Source organism: Pseudophaeobacter sp. EL27 (assembly GCF_900313025.1).
Taxonomy (GTDB): Bacteria; Pseudomonadota; Alphaproteobacteria; order Rhodobacterales; family Rhodobacteraceae; genus Pseudophaeobacter.
The window spans coordinates 111,582-134,017 of the sequence record NZ_OMPQ01000015.1 but is presented as its reverse complement, the minus strand read 5'-3'; the positions used below and the strand labels follow the sequence as shown (position 1 = coordinate 134,017).

The window sequence follows — 22,436 nt, the reverse complement described above, 5'->3', positions numbered from 1 at the left end:
TGGCCAGCGAAGAGCTTTACCGAAAGTTCGCGGCTGCATTCCCGGCCATGGCGCGTTTGACGCCCTTGACGATGGTCGAGACGGGCGAGCCAGCGTATTCGAATTGCTCAGCGCAAAAGGCGACGTTGATCCCCGCGCGCTTGCAGATGTATTCGTAATAGGCGCTCTCGTCCGCGTCCTGGAACCGGCCCCAGCGACCAACGTCATAAACCAGAATGACATTTAAATCGGCCACGCTGTTTTCGACATCCGCGATCAGCTGCTGTAGGGAGACCCAACCGCCGATCGAAAGCCCGCTTTTGCCATCATCCGCATAGGTTTTAACGATCTCAATGTTGCGCTTTTCGGCATACTCGCGGATTTTATCGGATTGGTTATGGGTCGAGTACTGCTGGTGCTCGGTGGACATGCGCACATACTGCGCCGCCCAAAACTTTTTTACCTCGCCACTCCCGTCCAACTCAGCCTCCGATCCGTGTTCAAACTGGTCGGACGTTTGCTTGGATGGCAAAATGTATCAAACTGAAAGTTTTGGATTATACCATCATATCAACGCCTTGAGGGGTGTTCGCGCCAGCATCTTCATCAAGATATCACATCACATCCGGAAAACCTTACTTGCACCCGTTCAAATTCGAGCGATATGTGAGCGATAGAGTTTTAATGAGGTTACAAGATGACATTCCACGATCGCGGCACAAGCTGGTTTTTGGCGCAACTGAAGCCGAATTGTGCCAACATCGCGGATAAGAACCTCAAGCGCCAAGGCTTCAATACCTTTCTGCCAATGGAAGAGGAGACGCGACAGCGAAATGGCAGGTTCGTCACCTCCATGCGGCCACTGTTTCCGGGCTACATCTTCGTGACCTTCGATGTAGCCCGCGGGTTCTGGCGCACGGTGAATTCGACCTACGGGATCACGCAGCTGGTGAGCTTTGGCAAGGAGCCAACGGTGGTGCCTCTGGATCTGGTCTCACAGCTGATGCTGCGCAGTGACGCGAAGGGCAAATTGCTGCCGCCTAAGCTCTTGAAGCCCGGTGATCAGGTGACCCTGACCAAGGGGCCCTTTGCCAATTTTGTGGCGGAGTTCGAAAAGATCGCGCCCGATCGGCGCATCTGGGTCCTGATGGAGATCATGGGTGGTCAGACCCGCGTGGCGGTCGGAGCGGATCAACTGCGGGCGGTTTGAGGGCGCCTCAGCGTTGGCATGAGTGCCCCAGATCTTATATCCTCCCCTCGTAGGGAAAGATTGTGGCATCGACAGCACACATCGAAGATCTCACTGTGAACGAGGCCGACCATCTTGCAGGTGTTTCAGTCCGCAAGGTGGAGAAGTCGTGCGAAGAAGGTATCGTGCACAAGAAGAAACACACGGGGTATCTGGTCAAGCGTGAGGTATTTCACGTGCCAGCGGAAACCGTCGTCTATTCAGCAGCCCTTAAAAACTGCGCGAACATTTCCCCGAACAAGACCTTCAAGAAGCGTCTGTGGCGGTTCCTTCGGACATCTCGCAGGCTTGAGGGCTCTTTCGGGGTGGCCGACTTGGGTGAAGGCCTTATGCTTAATCTTGACGCCATCGCCGGCACGGAATGGTCGCTTGCTCGTTCCTACATGGCCGCAATGAATAAGTATCTGACGAGCGATCCTGAAATACTTGGTGGCGCGCCCATCATCAAGGGGACGCGGATTACATGCCGCTCTGTTAAAGGCCGTGTTGATGCCGGTGACACATTTGGCGATCTCGTCGAGGACTACGATGGTGAAGTCCCCAAAGAAGTCTTCGAGGTCGCGCTGACTTACGCAAATAGCCATCCCGTTCGCGGAAGGCCTAGAGCTGGAAAGCCGTGGCGCTGAAGTGAAAGAGGAAAGCGCGCGAGCTTGCAGTTATTTATTGACGAGTGCTTATCGACGAAGATGGCGCTCGAACTGATCAAAATCGGGCACTTCGCGGTTCATCCGTGAAACCAAGGAGGCATGGCGGAACCAGATCATGCCGTCTTGGCGAGGGCAACGCGCGAAAACCTCGTGATCGTGACCGAGAATGCAAGGGATTTTCGAGCATTGGTCGCTCGAGAAGAAATTCATCCGGGCATCATTATTATTCCCTGCACCTCCCGTGAGCAGTCGAAGGCCTACCTGTTGTCGGCGATCGATTAACTTACAGAGCGGGGCGATCCAGATGATGTGATGGTGAATCATGTCTTGGAAGTTGAAGAAGACGGTCAGGGTGGGGTTACGATGAGGTTGTATCCCTTGCCGGCGACGTAAAACGGTTGGCTGTCAGGACCGTTCGAACCGGAAGGCTTTCGAACCCTGATTGGTGCCAATGATTACAGTGACTAAAGGATGGAGGGTGTCCACCCCCAGACCTTTCCCTCCGCCATAATCTTACTTTGGTAAGAAAGATCCGCAAACATCCTGAACGACCAGGTGGGTTTGGTGCTGCATCTGGTTCTGCACGGTTCAGAGTTGGCGTTTTTCAGGCTCTATTTTTGCGGCTTGTTGCCCCCAAAGCCTCTGTGTGACCACTGTAAACCTGCCCCCCAAACGGCGTGAGGTTTTGCATCTCATCACGAAACTCACATTCCCATATATCACGGCGGATCGAGTTATGCGAACCCGTGCCACCCTCGCGAAGAGGGCTGGTATCCGGCAATGGCTTGATTAGCCTCAGGCAAAGCAACGGTTTCAGAAACGGTATTTTCGACAAAACTCACGCCTCGGTAGGCTGGCCTCCAGAGACGTTGCGAATACGTAAATCGAGACCGAGGAACCGAACATGCCGATTGAGAAAACCGATACACTTGTTGTTGGCGGAGGGCAGGCTGGCATCGCGATGAGCGAGCACCTTTCCAGCCATGGTGTTGACCACATCATTCTGGAGAAGAAACGTATCGCGGAAGCATGGCGCACGGGACGTTGGGACACCATGGTGGCGAATGGTCCAGCCTGGCATGATCGGTTCCCGAACCTCAAGTTCGAAGATTCTCACCCGGATGCCTTTGTGCCCAAAGATCGCATGGCGCAATATCTCTCTGATTATGCAGAGATGATTGATGCGCCGGTCCGGACTGGCGTCGAGGTTCTGAACGCCGAAAAGAAACCAGGCGAGCAGGGATTTCTGGTTGATACATCCGAAGGCCAGATCGAGGCTAAGCGGATTGTCGTCGCCACCGGGGCTTTCCAGGTTCCTGTCATTCCACCGGTGATTCCAAAAGAGGAAGGCATCGTCCAGCTGCATTCCTTCCATTACCACAATTCGGCTCAGCTGCCGCAAGGCAATGTCCTGGTAGTGGGGACCGGATCCTCCGGTGTGCAGATTGCCGATGAGCTGCGCCGTGACGGCAAGGAAGTCTATTTGTCGGTGAGCCCCCATGACCGTCCTCCGCGCCGTTATCGTGGTCGCGACAATGTTTGGTGGCTGGGGGTGCTTGGCCTGTGGGACGCGCCCTCGATGGCGCCGGGAACCGAGCGTTTTGCCATCTGTGTCAGCGGAGCACGCGGCGGTGAAACAGTGGATTTCCGGCGTTTGGCGAAAGAGGGGGTCAATCTGTTTGGCATGACGCAGTCCTATAAAGAGGGCGTGCTGAAATTTGCGCCAGATCTTGCGGAGAGTATTGCAGAGGGTGATCGGGGCTATCTGGCGTTTCTGGACATGGCTGATGCCTATGTTGAACGGACCGGGGTTGATCTGCCGCGAGAGCCCGAAGCCCGCGAACTCCTGGCCACTCCGGACAGTGTGACAAACCCAGTAAGCGAGTTGAACCTCGCCGAGGCCGGGATCACTTCGGTCATCTGGGCCACGGGTTTCCGTCAGGATTTCAACTGGTTGAAAGCAGACACCTTTGAAGAATCCGGCAAGCCGATTCATCAGCGCGGTGTTGCCGCCGAACCCGGTATCTATTTCCTTGGATTGCCCTGGCAATCGCGCCGGGGGTCGAGTTTCCTCTGGGGGATCTGGCATGACGCCAAATATGTCGGCGATCAGATCGCAATTCAGCGGGCCTATGGCCAGTATGATGGCGAGGCTGCAAAGATAACCACGGCCGCGCGGTAACCCGGCACGCCCTGTGATTGCGCAGGGGGATGTGGGCGTGATACCGCTCCAATCGGACTGCAGAATTGCCGTACGATTGGGATAGTCTTCAGCAACACAGGCCGCGCGGCTGAGCCCCTGTTCCCCTTAGCCTCAGGCTAAGCAGCGATGAGAGAAGCTGTTCTTTCAGGATTTGATTTCGGCATGCCATCTACCAGAGGACGCAGGCTTCACATCTGATTTCGTGACCCGGTTTGGAGAAAGGACTACATCATGATCCGCACCGGGGACCAGTACCGTGAGTCAATCCGCGGGAGTCGCGAAATCTACATCAACGGGGATCGCGTCCAAGATGTTACCCTTCATCCGCAATTTAGGCCCCTGATTGATCTGCGTGCCGACCTCTATGATCTCCAGCACCAGGGCGAAAGCGCCGCTATCCTTACCTTTAAGGAGGAGGGAGAAGATACTGCGATCGCTCACAAAATGCCCTTTAGCCAGGCCGACTGGTGGGCCAAGCGCCGTGCCAGTGACCACCTCATGAACAAGGCGGGTGGTGTTCTGACCCGAACGGGGGATGATATCGTGGGGGAGCTTTGGTCTCTTTATGACGCCAAAGAGGAGCTGAGTGAAATCGAGCCCGCTTTTGCGGTGAACATCCAAGCCCACATAGAAAAGGCCAAACGGGAAGACAGTTTTCTGGTTTCGGCAAATGCCGACCCTAAGGGAGACCGCATGAAGGTTCCTCAGGACCAAAATCCCGAAATGCTGCTTCACGTCGTCAAGGAAACCGATGCAGGGATTGTTGTGCGGGGGGCAAAGTTTGAAACCGCCGGCGCCTATGCCAATCGGGCTGTGACCAAACCGACCATTGCCAATTGGGGCAGGGAAGAGAAATCAGAATACGCCTTTGGCTTTATCTGCGATTTGAATGCCGCAGGTCTCAAGTTCATTTGCCGTTCAGGCTTTGCTGGGCGGGCCTCGGCTGAAGACTACCCGCTGGCCAACAAATTTGATGAGATCGACTCATTGGTGGTTTTTGACGATGTGCTGATCCCCTGGGAAGATGTCCTGTTCTATCGCAGCACCAAGGCCGCCAAGTTCATCCGAGCGTCACTGCACCGTTACACGGCCTTTTCTTTTGTTCAGCGCATTTTGAAATACACAGACATGATGATTGGTGCGGCGCTGTTCAACATCCGCCAGACCGGGCTGGATCGCCTGCAGGGAGTGCAGGAGAAACTCTCGACGCTGGCGTGCTATCGTGAAAGCATCAATGCCCATCTTACTGCCGCCATCGCCCTGGCCGAGAAATCACCTGCCGGGCTGATGATGCCCAATCAATCGCTGCTCTATGCGGGGCGGGTCACAGCCTGTTCGCAACTCCCCCAAATGATGCATATCGCACGTGAGCTGTGTGGGGGGCAGATCAGTGTGACGCCGGATGCCGCGTCCTTTGGTAATCCGGAAACCAAACCCTGGCTGGACAAGTTCTACGGGGTTGGTGGCGATTGGCTGGTTGAAGATCGCAGAAAACTCCTGGCCTTTGCACGGGATCTTCTGAATTCTGAATATGCGGGACATCACCTGTCCTTTCAGACCTTTTCGCAATCCCCCTCTTTTGCGCATCTTGCAGCCCTGTACCGGAATTTCGACTGGGAGAGGCCGCTCGCCTTTGTAAAGGATGCTGCCAACCTGTCCGACAAAGTGGAGGCTCAAGAGGTATCCGCCGTTGGGGATTCAGCGATTTCAAACTGGTTTTCCAGCAACTTTGACAATCTGACACCTGAGACCGCTGTGGGGTGATCTAGCATCAGCATCACGCATCTCAGCGCAGCTGTGCTCAGAAAATGCGCTGAGAGATCCGCAGCGTAGCTCTCACATAATTCCAATCTGACGGAGACCGACATGGCCCATACCCGAATTCGCAAGTTCAACACTGGGGAAACCTACCCTGAACAAAATCTCGACAACGATCTGTGTCAGGCCGTGGTCACACAGGGCGGCAAAACCGTCTATCTGCGTGGGCAATGCCCGCAGAACCTGGACGACGCCGTCAATATCGACAGCCACGACCCGGTAGAGCAGACCCATAAGGTGATGCAGAACATTCGCCAGCTGATCGAAGAGGCCGGCGGGACGATGGAACACCTGGTGAAAATCGTGGTCTACATCACCGATGTGCGTCATCGCGAAGCTGTTTACCGCACCATGGGGGAATATATCAAAGGGGTGTACCCCTGTTCGACCGGGCTGGTTGTGCAGGCGCTGGCGCGTCCTGAATGGCTGGTCGAAATCGACGGCACCGCCGTGATCCCGGACTGAGGCCATGACATTTTCTCTGGTCGCCCGTTGCGCTGAAACAGGTATGTTCGGCCTCGCAATCTCATCCTCCTCCCCGGCAGTCGCTGCGCGTTGCTCTTTCGCGCGTGCAGGGGTTGGGGCGGTTGCGTCACAAAATATCACCGATCCGTCACTTGGCCCTCTTGCCCTTGATTTCATGGCGCAGGGGCGCACTGCAGCTGAGGCCATCGACGAGGTGGTGAAACAGGGGACGTTCATCGACTACCGCCAGGTTCTGGCAGTGGATCAGGCGGGCAACACCGCCATTCATTCTGGGCCAAATTCCCTTGGTATCTGGACGCAGGCCAGTGGCGATCATGTCGCCTCGGGTGGCAACCTGCTGGCAAATGACGCAGTGCCCCAGGCGATTGTCGATGGGTTCGTCAGTGCCTCAGGCCATCTTGGTGATCGTCTGCTTGCTGCCATGCGCGCGGGGCTGGAGGCAGGCGGCGAGGCGGGGCCAATCCATTCCGCAGGTATGAAGGTTGTGGACAAGCAGAGCTGGCCCCTGGTCGACCTGCGCTGTGACTGGACACTGGACTGCCCGATCGAGGCCTTGGCGCAGGCTTGGGACGTCTACAAACCGCAAATGGAGGCCTACGTTCAACGGGCGTTGGATCCAAGAGAAGCCCCGTCTTACGGCGTGCCGGGCGACGAGTGAAGCAAAGAGGACATGGTGATGGGCTATAGCTATCAGGATTGGAAAACCCGCGCGGAGAGCATTTCTCTCCGGGGGCAGGCCTTTGTCGACGGGAAGTTTGTCGACGCAATTTCGGGAAAAACCTTCGACAGCATCAATCCCGCGAATGGGGAAATCTTGACTTCGGTTGCCGAATGCGACGCCGCTGATATCGATCTTGCGGTTTCGGCAGGACGGCGTGCCTTTGAGGATGGGCGTTGGTCACGCATGGCACCGGGTGATCGCAAGGAGATCCTGCTGAAGCTGGCGGCACTCATCCGTGAAAACCTTGAGGAAATGGCGCTGCTGGACAGTCTGGACATGGGGAAACTGGTGAGCGACGCGGTGACCATTGATGCCCCGGGTTCGGCGCATTTTTTCCAATGGTACGCCGAGGCCATCGACAAGGTCTATGACGAGGTCGCCCCCACCGGACCCGGCGATCTGGCGCTGATCAGCCGCGTACCTTTGGGTGTAGTTGGCGCGGTGACGCCGTGGAATTTCCCATTGGACATGGCCACATGGAAGGCAGCGGCTGCGCTGGCGGCAGGCAATTCGGTGGTGCTGAAACCAGCTGAACAATCGCCGCTTTCGGCGCTGCGACTGGCCGAGCTGGCCGCTGAAGCAGGTCTGCCTGATGGCGTGCTGAATGTGGTGCCTGGCTTTGGCGCCACCGCAGGCCAGGCTCTGGGCCTTCATATGGACGTTGATTGTCTGACCTTCACGGGCTCTACGGGCATTGGCAAAAGGTTCATGCAGTATTCTGGCCAATCAAACCTGAAACAGGTCTGGCCGGAAACGGGCGGCAAAAGCCCGAACCTTGTCTTTGCCGATTGCGAGGATCTGGAGGCTGCGGCAGATATGGCGGCCTTTGGAATTTTCTTCAATCAGGGTGAGGTCTGTTCCGCAAATTCGCGGCTTTATGTTGAGCGATCCATCAAAGATTCCTTTGTCGAGAAGCTGATCGAACGAGCAAATGCCACACAGCCGGGCGACCCACTGGACCCGAAGTCAAAGATGGGTGCAATTGTTGACGAAAAGCAGACCGCAGGCATTATGCGCTTTGTTGAGAGTGGGAAATCCACCGCAAACCTCGTCGCCGGGGGGGAACAGGTCACGGTCAATGGCAAAGGGTGTTTTGTGCAACCAACCATTTTTGATGATGTGAAACATGGCGACCCACTGGCACGAGACGAGATTTTTGGCCCGGTTCTGGCGGTGATCCCCTTCGACAGTGAGCAAGAGGCGGTCGAAATGGCTAATGACTCGATCTATGGTCTTGCCGCCTCGGTCTGGACGGACAACCTGAGCCGTGCTTGTCGGGTATCGGATAAGCTGCATGTGGGAACGGTTTCTGTGAATACAGTGGATGCCCTGTCGGCAATGACCCCGTTTGGCGGCATGAAACAATCCGGGTTCGGTCGTGACTTGTCACTGCACTCACTTGAAAAGTATACCGCTTTGAAGACAACCTGGATAAAGTACAAACCTTGATGAGCGCTCTTGGGCCAAAGGATGGGCGATGCTGAGATACACTCTCAGACAATTGGAGTATTTTGTTGCTGTTGGTGAAGCTGGCAGCATTGCGCTTGCGTCGGAGCAGGTGAATGTGTCGTCGCCCTCCATTTCCTCGGCGATCAATCAGCTGGAAAAAGAGTTCGGCATGCCGCTATTTGTGCGCCAGCATGCGCAGGGTCTGTCATTGTCCCAAGCAGGCCGCATCATGCTGGAGCAGGCCAAACTCGTTCTGAAAGAGGCCGAGGGGATGATGGCGCTGGCGGGCGATATCTCCGGTGTGGTGCGCGGGCGTCTTTCGGTAGGCTGTCTGATCACATTTGCCCAGGTTCTTCTGCCAACGGTGCGCCGGAGTTTCGAGCAGGCCTTTCCTGAGGTCAATGTGCATCAAAAAGAGGCGAACCAATCTGAGATTTTCAGCCTGTTGCGGCGGGCCGAAATCGACGTGGCACTGACCTATGATCTGAATTTGCCTGCGGATCTGCAGTTCACATCCCTGCTGGAGCTGCCCCCCTTTGCGATTGTGGATGTCGCCCATCCGCTCTCACATTTGCCTGCAGTCTCCGTGGCCGAGCTGAACGACTATCCGATGGTCCTGTTGGATTTACCGTTTAGTTCGGACTACTTTTTGTCTTTCTTCGCAAAGATCAACGCGGTGCCCAATGTCGCAGAACGTACAAAAGACATGGCGGTCATGCGCAGCCTGGTGGCCAATGGTTTTGGCTATTCCATCGCTAATGTGCGCCCGGTGAATGATCGTGCTCCGGATGGAAAACCGTTGAAGTTCATCCCACTTGTTGGCGATGTGAGGCCAATGCGGATGGGGCTTTTGATGTCCAATGATGCGGATTCCTCCAGCGTGGTGCGCGCCTTTGCCAAACATTGTAGCGAAGAGCTGATCAGAACGGGGTTTCCGGGTCTTGACGGCTGAGGGCTGCACAGCGGGTGGGCAATCCTCTTAGGGACATCCTAATCAACGCTTTTGCAACGGCATCTTTCGGTGGAGGGTTCAGCAAGTATTCTGGGTGGACCCTAAGACCTGAGGAGGCAAAATTGCGCGATCCCCGCTACGATATCCTATTCGAGCCGATGCAGATCGGTCCCGTTACGGCCAAAAACCGTTTCTATCAGGTCCCGCATTGCAACGGTGGTGGCTACCGCGATCCCTCGGCTGCAGCAGCCATGCGTGGCATCAAGGCAGAAGGCGGCTGGGGGGTGATTTTCACTGAACAATGCGAGATGCACCACACTTCAGAAATCACCCCCTTCATCGAGCTACGTCTTTGGGAAGACAAGGATATTCCGCAGCTGCGCAAGATGTCCGAACGGATGAAGACCCACGGTGCCCTGGCCGGCATCCAATTGGCCTATTCGGGTATCAACGGCCCGAACCTCTACTCAAAGGAGGTGCCACTGGCGCCCTCTGCGATGCCGATCCGCACCTTCACCAATGACCCGGTGCAGGCACGCTCATTGGACAAGACAGATATCGTCAATCTACGGCGGTGGTTTGTGAATGCTGCAAAGCGCTCAAAAAAGGCAGGGTTTGATCTGATCAATCTCTACGGCGCGCATGGGTTTGGTATTTTCCAGCATTTCCTGAGCCGCGCTACCAACCAGCGGACCGATGAATATGGCGGCAGTCTGGAAAACCGGGCGCGTTTTTCGCAAGAGGTCATTGCCGATATCAAGGATGCGGTGGGCGACACCATGGGGATCGCCTTGCGGGTGTCGCTGGATGAAACCATTGGCGAGCTGGGGTTCTCCAACGCCGAGGTGCGCGATTACATCGAAATGAACCGGGATCTGCCTGATCTTTGGGATTTGGCACAGGGCACCTGGGAAGATTGTTCTGGCCCCTCGCGTTTCAAAGAAGAAGCCGCACAAGAGCAGCTGGTGCGTGGCATTCATGAGCTCACAGACAAGCCCATCGTCGGGGTAGGGCGGTTCACCTCGCCGGATGTCATGGTCAAACAGATTAGGACCGGTGTGCTGGATATGATCGGCTGCGCGCGTCCTTCTATCGCAGATCCTTTCCTGCCCAAGAAGATCGAAGAAGGCCGGATAGAAGATATCCGCGAATGCATCGGCTGCAATATCTGCATCACCGGTGACATGACCATGTCGATCAGCCGGTGCACCCAGAATCCGACCTTCATGGAAGAATGGCGCAAAGGTTGGCACCCTGAGAAGATGAACACCAAAGGCGACAGCGAAAACGTGCTGGTCGTGGGATCCGGCCCCGCCGGGCTGGAAGCCGCTCGGGCCTTGTCTGAACGCGGCTATGACGTGGCAATTGCCGAGGCCACAACCACGCTGGGCGGGCGCGTTGCGCGTGAACGCCAGCTGCCGGGGCTCAGCGCCTGGGGGCGGGTTCTGGAATACCGTGAGTATCAGATCAGCCAGAAATCCAATGTTGAAACCTATTTCGACAGCGCGCTGGATGCGGAGAGCATTCTAGAATTTGGGTTCCAGAACATCTGTCTGGCGACCGGATCGAAATGGCGTCGCGATGGGGTTGCGCGCCAGCATGTGGTGCCCATGCCCATTGCTGAGGGGGCCAAGATCTATACGCCTGATGACCTGATGGACGGAACCATTCCAACGGGCAAGGTCATCGTGTTTGACGACGATCATTACTACATGGGTGGCGTTTTGGCGGAACTGATGGCCAAAAACGGCGCTGAGGTCACCTTGATCACCCCCTCCGCCTATGTCAGCGACTGGACCAACAACACGCTGGAACAGATCGCAATTCACCCCCGTCTGGTTGAAGCTGGCGTTGATATTGTGCTCAATCGCGGTGTAAAGGAAATCCACCCGGATCACGTGGTCAGCAATTGCGTCTACACTGATCGTCCCCAGAGACACGAAGCTGACGCCGTAGTGATTGTGGCTGCCCGCCAAGAAAACAACGGTGTATACAACGATCTTAAGGCACGCGAAGCAGAATGGGCTGACGCGGGCATCAAATCCGTCAAGCTGATCGGTGACGCCAATGCGCCTGGCCCAATCGCCTGGGCAACCTATGCTGGTCACCGCTATGCTCGTGAGTTGGACGAACCGGATATTGGGGATGCGCTGCCATTCCGCCGGGAAATCACTGAACTGGCCGTAGATTGAGCATCAATACATGACGCAGACTATCGACAATCTTGCGCGTCTGATCGGGTTTAACTCGGTCAGCGCGCGTTCGAATTTGGACATCATTTCCTTTATTGAGACCTATCTCAAGACTCGCGGCTTTCGGCTGCGCCGCTTGCCCTCGCCCTGTGGTCAGAAGGCGGGGCTATATGCCGAAATCGGCGCTGGTGAGGGCGGCATAATGCTGTCAAGCCACACAGACGTGGTGCCTGTCGAGTGCCAGGATTGGAGCCGCGACGCCTTTCGGATGACCAAAGAAGATGGCAAGATTTTTGGCCGTGGCACCACCGATATGAAGGGCTATCTGGCGGCGATGTTGACCGCCGCAGATATGGCCGCGACACGTCGTTTGAAAGAACCACTCAAGCTGGTTTTCTCTTATGACGAGGAAATCGGCTGCGTCGGCATTCAGCAAATGCTTGCGGCGTTATCTCCGTTATTGGGAACACCGCGCGCCTGTTTTGTTGGCGAGCCGACTGAGATGCGTGTCGCTATTGGGCACAAGGGTAAAGCGGCGATCCGGGCAAGCTGCAATGGGCAGAACGGCCATTCCGCTCTGGCGCCCAGGTTTGTCAACGCGCTGCATTTGGCGACTGATTTTGTCTCTGAGCTGCGCGGGATCCAGGACTGGTATGCGAAAGAGGGACAGCGGGACGAGGGGTACAGTGTCGCCTATACAACGCTGCATGTTGGAACGCTCAGCGGTGGTATGGCGCTCAACATTGTGGCCGATAGTGCCGATGTAACGTTTGAATACAGACATTTGGCCGCAGACGACCCAGAGGAGATTATGGCGCGCCTGACAGAGGCTGCAGTGGCTGTGGCCGGGCGGTATCGCGATCTGTTTCCCGGGGCTGCGATCAAGCTGAACCGTTACAATGCCTATCCGGGCCTGGATGTGCCTAGGGACGCGCCGGTTGTAACACTGGCTCAGCGGCTTGCAGAACAACAGGACATCACCAAAGTGGCCTTTGGCACCGAAGCCGGCTTTTTTTCCAATCTCGGGATTCCGACGGTCGTTTGTGGTCCGGGCTCGATGGAGGGGCAGGGGCATAAACCTGACGAGTATGTCGAGGAAGCGCAGCTGGCTGCCTGTGACAGGATGATGCTGCGGATTGTCGAAGACCTGGAGGGGTGAAATCTGTGCCGCGTCTAACCCTCCTGTGGGGACAATTCCGGTGTCGCACCTGTCTCTTTATGAGTGGCTAGGAAAGGGATACGCGTGGGGCAAAGCAGCGGTCCCGGGCGCAGTTGCAACTCACTTTTTGCGACTGCGATGTCGGCCAGATGGCATTTTACGACTGTCGGTGCGTCGCCAAATTCAATGTGCTGATCTGCGCGCCTCCATCAGCTTGTTAGGCCCTGACGGCAAAGACCAGGTGCGCCGATCGCGGTAGAGATATGTTTTGCCTGTCGCCGGTTAGGCCGCGCCGAAGCAATCACTATACAATGGCAATTCATGGGTGAATGAATTTCAACATATTGAAATATAATTAAAAAATTTCGTTAGGCTTAGGCTAATGAACGCTGAGGGACTCCGTCATTAACGCGGGTAAACAGGCCCCCTATGCTCCTTGTAACTGAACTGTTTCCAGGGAGGACGCTTTGTCTCACGATCCCGAAGTCGCGATTGATGTGCGCGATGCTGTGAAGCGCTACGGCGATTTTACAGCCTTAAAGAAAATATCACTGTCCATCATGGACAACGAGTTTTTCACCCTGTTGGGCCCATCCGGGTGCGGCAAGACCACGCTTTTGCGGATGATTGCTGGTTTTGAGGATGTGACGGAGGGCGGAATCTATCTCTACGGAGAGGAGATCGAGACCCTGCCACCGCATCAGCGACCGGTGAACACCGTGTTTCAGAACTATGCGCTGTTTCCGCATATGACCATTCTGGACAATGTGGCTTTTGGTCTGGAAATGCGCGGTAAATCCAAGGGCAAGGCACGTAAGCGGGCGGGGGAAATGCTCGAATTGGTGCAGCTGTCGCAGTTCTCGGCGCGCAAACCCTCGCAGCTTTCGGGGGGCCAACAGCAGCGGGTGGCACTGGCGCGCGCGCTGGCGCCGCAGCCCAAGGTGCTGCTGTTGGATGAGCCGCTGTCGGCGTTGGATCTGAAACTGCGCCAGGCGATGCAGTTGGAACTCAAGCATTTGCAGCGTGAAACCGGGATCACATTTATCTTTGTGACCCATGATCAGGAAGAAGCCCTGACGATGTCTGACCGCATCGCGGTTATGTCTGCCGGTGAGCTGCAGCAACTGGGAGGGGCCCGCGACATCTATGAAAGCCCACGCAACATGTTTGTTGCGGATTTCATCGGCGAAACAAATCTTCTGGAGGTCTCCGTTGATGCGATCAACAACGGTCGGGCGATTTGCCACCTCGGCGGTGGCCATGAACTGACCTGCAATGCTGTTGATGGCATTGGTACCGGCGCCAAGGTGCATATGTCGGTGCGCCCAGAACGGCTGTTTATCTCGGATGAGCCAACGGAAAGCGAAAGCCTCAAAGGCAAGGTGCTTGAGAACGTATTTGCCGGCACGGATATCACCACGATCATCGATCTGGCGGATGGGCCGAACTTTACTGTTCGCACCTCCAATTCGGATCGCGGCAACAAACGCATATTTGAGCCGGGTAATGATGTCTTCGTCAACATGGAGCTGGGGGCGGCACGCCTCCTGGTAGACTGATGGCTAGCGGTGCAGCAAGCGGCGGCAGCGCAACAACGGACACCTATGCAGAGGCCCGCAATTGGTTGTTGCTGCCTTCTTGGGTCGTATTACTGGTGCTCTCACTGGTGCCGGTCGGGATGATGTTAGTCTATTCGTTCCTGACTAAAGAGTTCCGCGGCGGCGTTGTTTGGGAGTTTAGTCTGGCCTCCTATGAGCAGTTTTTCTGTGATCGCGGCCTGTTTGGCGACGAAGCCTGTAGCGTGGAATGGACCTATATCACAATCTTCTGGCGCTCGATCTGGCAGGCCGGAGCAGCAACGCTCCTGAGTTTGGTCATTGGCTTCCCAACGGCCTATTTCATCGCGACCCGTGCCGAAAACGTGCGCCCCATTTGGGTCTTCCTGATCACCATCCCCTATTGGGTGAACCTGTTGATCCGGACGGTGTCGATGAAGTTCTTGCTGCGTGACGAAGGCCCGTTGAATGGTTTCCTGATGAACATCGGGTTGATCGATGATCCGATCCGGATCATCAACACCAATTTCGCGGTCCAGCTGGGTTTGTTCTATTCCTACCTGCCCTTCATGGTGTTGCCGATCTACGCAGCGGTCGAGCGCTACAACTTCACGCTCTCCGAAGCGGCAGCGGATCTCTATGCCAGCAAGGCGACCACGCTGCGTCGTATCCTGCTGCCCGCGGTCAAACCTGGTGTCATCGCGGGCTGCATCCTTGTTTTTGTGCCCTCGCTTGGCTCTTTCCTCGCCCCTGATCTTCTTGGGGGTGCCAAAAACTTCATGATTGGCTCGCTGATCGAAGAGCAATTTAAGGGCAACGCCGGCAATTGGCCCTTTGGGGCAGCGGCCTCCATGATCCTGTTGACCATGGTTCTCATCATCCTGCTGATCTTTGCCCGACAGCAAGCCAAGGCAGAAAAGGAGGCAGGATAATGGCGCGCTCAACAGCAGATGTTCGCAATTATAAAGGGTTTCGGGCCATCACCATTCTTTGCCTGATCATCCTCTACGCCCCACTGGTCGTCGTAACGGTCTATTCCTTTAACGCCTCAAAATCGATCACCGTTTGGGAAGGGCTGTCGCTGCACTGGTACGTTGATGTGTTCACCGGCCCGGAAAGCGGCAAGTTCAAACTGGCCGCGCGCAACAGCTTTGTCATCGCAATCATTGCGGCCACCGTGTCAACGGCAATTGCCACGCTGGCGGCGACCGCGATTGTTCGGGGGGGCAAGTTCCGCCTGCGCAGGGTGAGTTTTGGCCTGATCTCCCTGCCGCTGATGGTGCCTGAAATCGTGACGGCTGTCGCCACGCTGATCTTTTTCAATTCGATTGGTTTTGGTCGCGGCCTGATGACGATCCTGTTGGCGCATATCGCCTTTTGTATTCCCTTTGCTTACCTGCCGATTTCGGCCCGAATGCAAGGAATTGAGGACAGCTATGAACAGGCGGCGATGGATCTTTACGCCACCAAAAGACAGGCTTTTACCAGGATCCTGATGCCCCTGATGATGCCCGGTATCATCTCCGGCTTCCTGCTCGCCTTCATCGTCTCTCTTGATGACTTCATCATCACCAACTTCGTCAAGGGCGCTGGCATCGAGACCCTGCCCACGGCGATTTTTGGCTCGGTCAAACAAGGCCTCAAGCCAAACATTATGGCGATCTCGACCATGCTGCTGAGCGTCTCAATCATAATGGTCACAATCAGCTACTTCGTCTCGAAAACCGATAAAACAAAGTAACCAACAGAGGAACTCAACCCATGAATACCATGCTAAAGACGACGGTCACCGCGATGGGGATGGCACTGGCCGCCAATGCTGTCAGCGCCGAGGGCAAACTGGTTGTCTACCACTGGTTCGAATACATGCCACAAGAGCTGATGGACAAGTTCACAGCGCAAACCGGTATCGAAGTTACCATGGATACCTACGATTCCAACGAAGCAATGCTTGCCTCCTTGAAAGCCGGAGCTATCGGCACCTATGACGTTGCAGTCCCCGGCGACTACATGGTTTCGATCATGGCAGCAGAAGGCCTGCTGGACCGCATCGGTGACGGAGAACTTGCCAACAAAGGCAATATCGCACCTGAGTGGGCAAATCCGTCGTTTGATCCAGGCTGGGCGCATTCGATCCCATACCAGTGGGGATCGACGTCATTTGCGGTGGATTCCGCCGTGTTTGCTGGAGATATCAACACAACAGATATCCTGTTCAACCCACCCGCAGAGCTTTCGGGCAAGATCAATATGCTGGACAGCCAGGGCGAAGTCATGGCGATGGCGGCGTTGCATCTTGGCATGGAGCAATGCTCGACCGATCGCGCAAAGCTGACAGAGTTGAACGCGATGCTCCAAGAGGCCAAGGGGCATTGGGCGTCGTTCAACTCGGATACTGCCAAAGAGGTTCTGGTGTCGGGTGACGCAGCCGTTGGTCAGATCTATGATGGCTTTGCCGCCAAGGCCCGTGAAGAACGCGACACCTTGAGCTATGCATTCCCGACCCAGGGTTACGTTGTCTGGATGGACAATGTGGTGCTGCTGAAAGACGCGCCCAACCGTGAAAACGCGCTAAAGTTCATGGATTTCCTGCTTGAGCCAGAAAACATTGCCGCAGTGTCCAACTATGCGCGCTACGGATCCGGCCTGTCTGGTGTCGCGCCCTTCCTGGACCCTGAACTGGCGAACCTGCCAGAGGGCAATCCGCCCGCTAGTGCTGGTGCCGGGGTCTTTATCGAAGTCTGTGATGAAGCAACTCAGGCGATCTATGATAAGATCTGGGTTAACTTGAAGAAGTAAGCTTGCTGGAAACATATGGGTGGCGGCCTTGGCATCGCCGCCCATTTTACATTCGTGGGGCGGTGTACGAAACCTGCGCCCCAGCGAGCCGCGCATTTGTGTAGTCTATTCCTGTAATGCGGCGGCCTTTGCGATAGGCCCTGCCAGCGTCACCTCTATCTCCTGTTGGTTAATAGGGGCTCCGAAAAGCCCCCTCGCACCACAGGCATTCATGGCCCTTCTGGCGGCGCTGCGCACTTACTCTGACTTGCTGACACCCTTAGTGCGATTGCCCATGCCATTGGAAAAAGAGCGATCTCGTTGCGGTGTTTTATGACAACGGGCAGTTCTTTTCGTCTTGCACGCCCCAGAAACCTTCGGCGTTGCGGTCATGAAGGGTCTTTGCCTTCCATTGTCGCTCAGAGAAGATGCCTCACTTGCGGGTTGCAAGAGCTACGAATGCTCATTCTAGACTAGCCTTTTGGTTGGGTTCTCTCCCCAAATTGTACGGGCCTTTGGGCGATTCTTTCCCAAACTGTTGCGGTTACTGAAGCAGTCCTCGAATATTGGGGGGATTGATCCTGAGTTTTTGGCGGTGATTAGAACTAACTCTGGTTGATCTGCGTCAATTTCCCACTGGTCGGCACTCCGTGTCTGTTGCTGGTTTGGAAACAGGGAGCAGCGCAAATTCGGCTCTTTGTTTCCCCCGTGGAATATATGGGCGCCCTGCAAAACTATTGCTGTAGTTACCATAACAATGCCCCTTGGTCCTTACTCTGGCAGCGATCAAAACAGGGGGACTGGGGCCTCAAAATGAGGATTTCTTAAAATTTCTGAAAGTTTTTTCGCTTTGTTGACCTACCTCCATAAAGTATTTGTTAACTTGCCCATCTGGGGGGTAACAAATTCTTTGGTCGGTCCGAGGACAAAAAGCGCTGCTGCCTAGCATTTGCTGATATGAAATGCACTCACCTCTGTTCCAAGTCCTAGGAACTTGACCTGTCCGACTGTTGTCGTGGCCTGCGCTGGTGCGCTGTTGCTGCACGATGGTGTGTGACTAGCGAGACTGTGCCTCTTCTCATTTTGGGTTGGTATTATGGTTAGGCCTTTGCGGCAACGCATTTGGCTGACCTGGAAATTCGGTTTTGGGCGCTTCGATCTAAGAGGCGGATTGAACGGCCCTAGGCCGATGAGGAGAACGAGATGGCTGACAATTTTGACAACCCGTATTCGGCTAATCTGATTGGTCTTTGGGATTTCCGCGATGGATATACCGAGGACGACAGCGGTCTTGGCGATGGCATCGCTCAGGATGGCGTTGGATCTGGCGGCGCCTCTTACGCTGGTGGTTGGATGCTGGGCAATGGTGATGGCAGCCAATTCACCGTGGCAGGCGATAATGATGATCCCTTTGATCTGGCCACCGGTACGCTCATTACCTCGTTCAAGGCCAACTCTTACCCGGGTGTCGGGGATCAAACCGTTGTCAGCCGCGGTCTGGAGACGGAAGGCGACAGCGACGGTGAGAATTTTGTAGTCCGCGTCACCGAAGATGGCTCGGTTCAGTTGACCCATGCCGATGGCGGCAATGAGGTGGCCTTTGAGACTGGTACGGGGTTCTTTGCTGCCGGGGATGTGGTGACTGTTTCCTATGGGTGGAGCCCAGGTGGCGTCACTTTGCTTGTGGAGAACACAACCCAGGGCACCAGCTATACCACTGGCGATGATATCGATGGCATGACCATGGATGTGGCAGCAGATGGCGAAGACAGCTTTGTTATTGGCGCTGATGGAGATGGCGGCAATACCTTTGATGGCGGCATCGACTATGTTGCCGTGCTGGACGACAATGTTGTCACAGTGAGCGGTGGTGGTCTGGACGGGATCGTCGAAGGCACCGCTGGTGATGATCTGATCGACACCTCCTATCTGGGTGATCCTGAAGGCGACCGCATCGACAATGATGATGCGAACAACCCCGCAGATGGCGAAGATGATGATCTGGTCAACGCAGGTACCGGTGATGACACCGTGCTGGCGGGCGAAGGCGACGATACCGTGCATGGCGGCGGCGGTGCCGACAGCCTGGAAGGTGGCGTCGGCGATGATGTGCTCTCCGGTGACACGGACGTGCCCGGCGTTGGCGGTGGTGGCACCCGTGAAGTGTTCCAGTGGGACCTTGCACCTGATCCCGATGGTGGCGATCCTGTGGATGCAGGCGACGATCTGAGCGGCGGTTTCTCACAGGATACCGGATCTATTACCGTTGATTTTTCGGTCTCCGGCAGTTCCGGTGACACCGGTAACGAGTTCTCTGACGTGCCGCAGTTTGTTGGCAATATCAACACAGGCGGCATTTCGGCAGATCCGACAAGCGGTCTGAACTCCGATGTCAGCTCAGATGGCAGCACCGTTGACTATCAGCTGGATTTCTCGGATGCGGTTGGCGATGTGTCCTTCCGTGTCAGCGATATTGACGCCGACAGCGCGGTCACCATCACGGCTTTTGACGCCGCCGGAAACCCGGTCGTGGTGAACCTTGCGGGTGGCCCTGGTTTGACCATGGAAGACACCGATGCAGTTTCGGGCTATGATACCGCCTCGGCGCGTGAAGATGATACTTTTACCAGCGATGACAACCCAGACACCTCGATGTTGGTGACAATTCCCGGCCCGGTGTCGTCGATTGTGATCACCCATACGCAGGACGGCACAATCAACAGCAGCGTTGTTGTCAGCGATGTCTTCTTTGACGCCCTTGGCACCCCGGTGACCAGCATTCCCGGCGATGACACTATTGATGGTGGCGAAGGTAATGACATCATTGATGGCAACGACGGCGAGGACTCGCTGATTGGTGGTGACGGTGACGACACTATCGATGGCGGTGAGGGCTCTGACAGCGTCGAGGGTGGTGAAGGTGATGATGTCATCGACACCTCTTCAGATAACGCCGTGCCGCTGCCGGATCGCGGTTTCCCCGGATATGATGGTACCACGCCATCCATTCCAGCCGTGCCTGCAGATGCAGATCCGCTGGATGACCGTGACACTGTAGATGGCGGTGCCGGCAACGATATCATTCTCACCGGCGACGACAACGACCTGATCACTGGCGGTGCGGGTTCGGATACCATCGATGGCGGCATCGACGACGATACCATCGACGGCGGCACCGAAGACGATGTGATCACCGGTGGTGAAGGTTCTGACAGCCTGATGGGGGGCGCAGGCTCCGATACCATTTATGGCGGTCTGGACCCGATCTTCCCTGACGGGCTCAACATCACGGATGATGGATCGGACGGGCGTCCGGTGGATCCGGATCCCACTAATGGCATGGATACCATCGACGGCGGCGCTGGCGATGATGTGATCTATGGCCAGGATGATGATGACCTTATCTCTGGTGGTATCGGCAACGATATGATCGATGCAGGCATCGATGATGACACCGTGACCGGTGGCGAGGGCGACGACACCATCCTGGGCGGTCAGGGTGACGATGAGCTGGACGGTGGTGCAGGTCTGGATGAGATCGATCTGGGGGCAGGCGATGGCACCGACTTTGCTCGGGGCGGGACTGGTTCGGACACCATCTCCGGGATCAGCCAGAACGATACCGTCTATGGCGGCGAAGATGATGACGACAGCGATGTCGACGTGCTGGATCTGCGCGGCGTTGCCGAAGAGCAGAACCCTGGCGGCAGCCTTGTGGTGGAATATGATCCTACCAATGCTGAAAACGGGACTGTGTCTTTCCTGAACTCCGCTGGCGAAGTTACGGGTACGGCTGACTTCTTTGAGATCGAAAACGTCATCGTTCCCTGCTTTACCCCTGGCACGCTGATCGCCACCCCCGAGGGCGAGCGCCGCGTTGAGGATCTGGCGGTTGGCGATCGGATCATCACCCGGGACAATGGTATCCAGTCCATTCGCTGGTTGGGCAAACATAACCTTGCCACGGCAGATCTGAAGGCCGCAGAGCATCTGCAGCCGATCCTGATCCGCGAAGGTGCTCTGGGCAATGGTCTGCCTGAGCGCGATATGATGGTTAGCCCGAACCACCGCGTACTGGTGGCCAATGACAAGACCGCTCTCTACTTTGAAGATCGCGAAGTCCTGGTTGCCGCCAAACATCTGACTGGCCTGGCAGGTGTGGACGCTGTTGAGACCAGCTCGGTCACCTATATCCACTTCATGTTCGATCAGCACGAGGTGGTGCTCTCGGATGGTGCCTGGACTGAAAGCTTCCAGCCTGGCGATCAGTCCCTGCGGGGCCTTGATAACGCGCAGCGCAACGAGGTCTATGAGATCTTCCCTGAGCTGAAGTCCGAGGTCGGCCGAGAAGCCTATAGCTCTGCGCGCCGGTCGCTGAAACGTCATGAGGCGCGCCTCTTGGTGCATTAAGCCTGCACTGGCCTGCTGCATGACTGTGGCGATTTAGGACCGAATAGAAAACTGGGCGGCACCGCAGGGTGTCGCCCAGTTTTGTTTTCCTCTCGGGTCTGATTACCCTATCTGCCCGCACGCCAGCGCGCCCAGGCGTCTGGGGTGTCCAGATCAGTCACCGCTCTTTGGCCGGGTAGGGCCACCAATTGCACCTCTTGGTTTTGCAACACGGCGCGGGCGCCCTGATCTCCGGTGATCTGGCTTAGGGCTGGAAAACAGCGGCGGGGAAACAGGACCGGATGGCCTGGGGTGCCGTTGCTTGACGTGGCGCGCAGCACCGTATTGTCAGGACCATGGTAATGGGCTGCAAGGTGTAAGAGATCCTGCGTTTGCAGCTCGGGCATGTCGCAGGGCAGGATCATCACGGCCTCGATCTCTGCCGGCAGGGCAGCAACCCCGGTGCGGATCGAGGCGGCCATGCCCTCTGAGGCCTCTGGCACTGCAATGACATGGGCGGTTCCGGTCACTGAGACCCGCGGGTGGCAGAGGCTGGGAACCGTCACATAGCAGGGCAGCCCGGTTTGCGATGCGCGGCTGCAGATCAGGGACAGCAGGGGCAGCCCATCGATCTCTTCCATCAGCTTGTCACGGCCCACCATGCGTGAAGAGGCTCCGGCTGCGAGGAGGAGGATTGCGATGGTGCTCATAAATTGGTCCCGCGCTGAGAAAGGAGAGGTTGGATGCCTCCGGCGGGAATATTTTGGGAAAAGTGAAAGCGGAAGGCCAGAGTAAAGTGGCTCCCTGGTGACACTCAGCCTGTCAAAGAAAAAAGGTGGAGCGTAAAAGGTGGGAGAC

The 22,436-nt window shown here is 56.2% G+C and carries 18 protein-coding genes; 16 read left to right on the top strand and 2 right to left on the bottom strand.

The window, feature by feature from the left end; all coding sequences use genetic code 11:
• Positions 1–16 precede the first annotated feature (16 nt).
• The gene (locus ED661_RS22435) at positions 17–511 is read right to left on the bottom strand and encodes a recombinase family protein (protein ID WP_371412465.1); all 495 of its coding nucleotides are present in this window, start codon (positions 509–511) and stop codon (positions 17–19) included.
• A gap of 165 nt (positions 512–676) precedes the next feature.
• Here ED661_RS22435 and ED661_RS19075 point away from each other — a divergent pair, with 165 nt between their 5' ends.
• From ED661_RS19075 to ED661_RS19000, 16 genes are all read left to right on the top strand, one after another.
• Positions 677–1,189 carry a transcription termination/antitermination protein NusG gene (locus ED661_RS19075; RefSeq protein ID WP_122076119.1) on the top strand — a complete coding sequence of 171 codons (513 nt, stop codon included), beginning with the start codon at positions 677–679 and terminating at the stop codon, positions 1,187–1,189.
• A 62-nt stretch (positions 1,190–1,251) separates the two neighbouring features.
• Positions 1,252–1,854, top strand: coding sequence for a DUF433 domain-containing protein (locus tag ED661_RS22290; protein ID WP_254054894.1), 603 nt, complete (start codon positions 1,252–1,254; stop codon positions 1,852–1,854).
• Positions 1,855–1,974: 120 nt separating this feature from the next.
• Entirely contained in the window at positions 1,975–2,157 is a 183-nt protein-coding gene (locus tag ED661_RS22105; RefSeq protein ID WP_216822468.1) for a DUF5615 family PIN-like protein, read from the top strand.
• A gap of 622 nt (positions 2,158–2,779) precedes the next feature.
• Positions 2,780–4,057, top strand: coding sequence for an NAD(P)/FAD-dependent oxidoreductase (locus ED661_RS19060; RefSeq protein WP_122076117.1), 1,278 nt, complete (start codon positions 2,780–2,782; stop codon positions 4,055–4,057).
• Positions 4,058–4,309: 252 nt separating this feature from the next.
• Positions 4,310–5,842: a 4-hydroxyphenylacetate 3-hydroxylase family protein gene (locus ED661_RS19055; protein ID WP_122076115.1), complete on the top strand. Its 1,533-nt coding sequence runs from the start codon at positions 4,310–4,312 to the stop codon at positions 5,840–5,842.
• Positions 5,843–5,944: 102 nt separating this feature from the next.
• Entirely contained in the window at positions 5,945–6,361 is a 417-nt protein-coding gene (locus ED661_RS19050) for a RidA family protein (protein WP_122076113.1), read from the top strand.
• 4 nt (positions 6,362–6,365) lie between these two features.
• Positions 6,366–7,040 (top strand): DUF1028 domain-containing protein, encoded by a 675-nt coding sequence (locus ED661_RS19045; RefSeq protein ID WP_122076111.1) that lies wholly within the window; start codon positions 6,366–6,368, stop codon positions 7,038–7,040.
• An 18-nt stretch (positions 7,041–7,058) separates the two neighbouring features.
• Positions 7,059–8,552 (top strand): aldehyde dehydrogenase, encoded by a 1,494-nt coding sequence (locus ED661_RS19040; protein WP_371412464.1) that lies wholly within the window; start codon positions 7,059–7,061, stop codon positions 8,550–8,552.
• A 28-nt stretch (positions 8,553–8,580) separates the two neighbouring features.
• Complete coding sequence (locus tag ED661_RS19035) at positions 8,581–9,504, top strand: LysR family transcriptional regulator (protein WP_122076110.1); 924 nt, start codon at positions 8,581–8,583, stop codon at positions 9,502–9,504.
• 122 nt (positions 9,505–9,626) lie between these two features.
• On the top strand, positions 9,627–11,696 hold the full coding sequence (locus ED661_RS19030) for an FAD-dependent oxidoreductase (RefSeq protein WP_122076108.1): 2,070 nt from the start codon (positions 9,627–9,629) through the stop codon (positions 11,694–11,696).
• Between the two features lie 10 nt (positions 11,697–11,706).
• A complete protein-coding gene (gene argE / locus ED661_RS19025; protein ID WP_122076106.1) occupies positions 11,707–12,855 on the top strand; it encodes an acetylornithine deacetylase in 1,149 nt (382 codons plus the stop codon).
• Positions 12,856–13,322: 467 nt separating this feature from the next.
• Positions 13,323–14,414, top strand: coding sequence for an ABC transporter ATP-binding protein (locus tag ED661_RS19020; protein ID WP_122076104.1), 1,092 nt, complete (start codon positions 13,323–13,325; stop codon positions 14,412–14,414).
• Entirely contained in the window at positions 14,414–15,343 is a 930-nt protein-coding gene (locus ED661_RS19015; RefSeq protein WP_122076102.1) for an ABC transporter permease, read from the top strand. The genes ED661_RS19020 and ED661_RS19015 overlap by 1 nt, the downstream gene beginning before the upstream one ends.
• Positions 15,343–16,152, top strand: coding sequence for an ABC transporter permease (locus ED661_RS19010; RefSeq protein WP_122076100.1), 810 nt, complete (start codon positions 15,343–15,345; stop codon positions 16,150–16,152). The genes ED661_RS19015 and ED661_RS19010 overlap by 1 nt, the downstream gene beginning before the upstream one ends.
• A 29-nt stretch (positions 16,153–16,181) precedes the next feature.
• The gene (locus ED661_RS19005; RefSeq protein ID WP_371412473.1) at positions 16,182–17,210 is read left to right on the top strand and encodes an extracellular solute-binding protein; all 1,029 of its coding nucleotides are present in this window, start codon (positions 16,182–16,184) and stop codon (positions 17,208–17,210) included.
• Positions 17,211–18,392: 1,182 nt separating this feature from the next.
• The gene (locus ED661_RS19000; RefSeq protein WP_122076096.1) at positions 18,393–21,599 is read left to right on the top strand and encodes a Hint domain-containing protein; all 3,207 of its coding nucleotides are present in this window, start codon (positions 18,393–18,395) and stop codon (positions 21,597–21,599) included.
• A 107-nt stretch (positions 21,600–21,706) separates the two neighbouring features.
• On the opposite strand, the gene ED661_RS18995 is transcribed toward ED661_RS19000, so the two are convergent.
• Positions 21,707–22,288, bottom strand: coding sequence for an NTP transferase domain-containing protein (locus tag ED661_RS18995; RefSeq protein WP_122076094.1), 582 nt, complete (start codon positions 22,286–22,288; stop codon positions 21,707–21,709).
• Between the last annotated feature and the right edge of the window lie 148 nt (positions 22,289–22,436).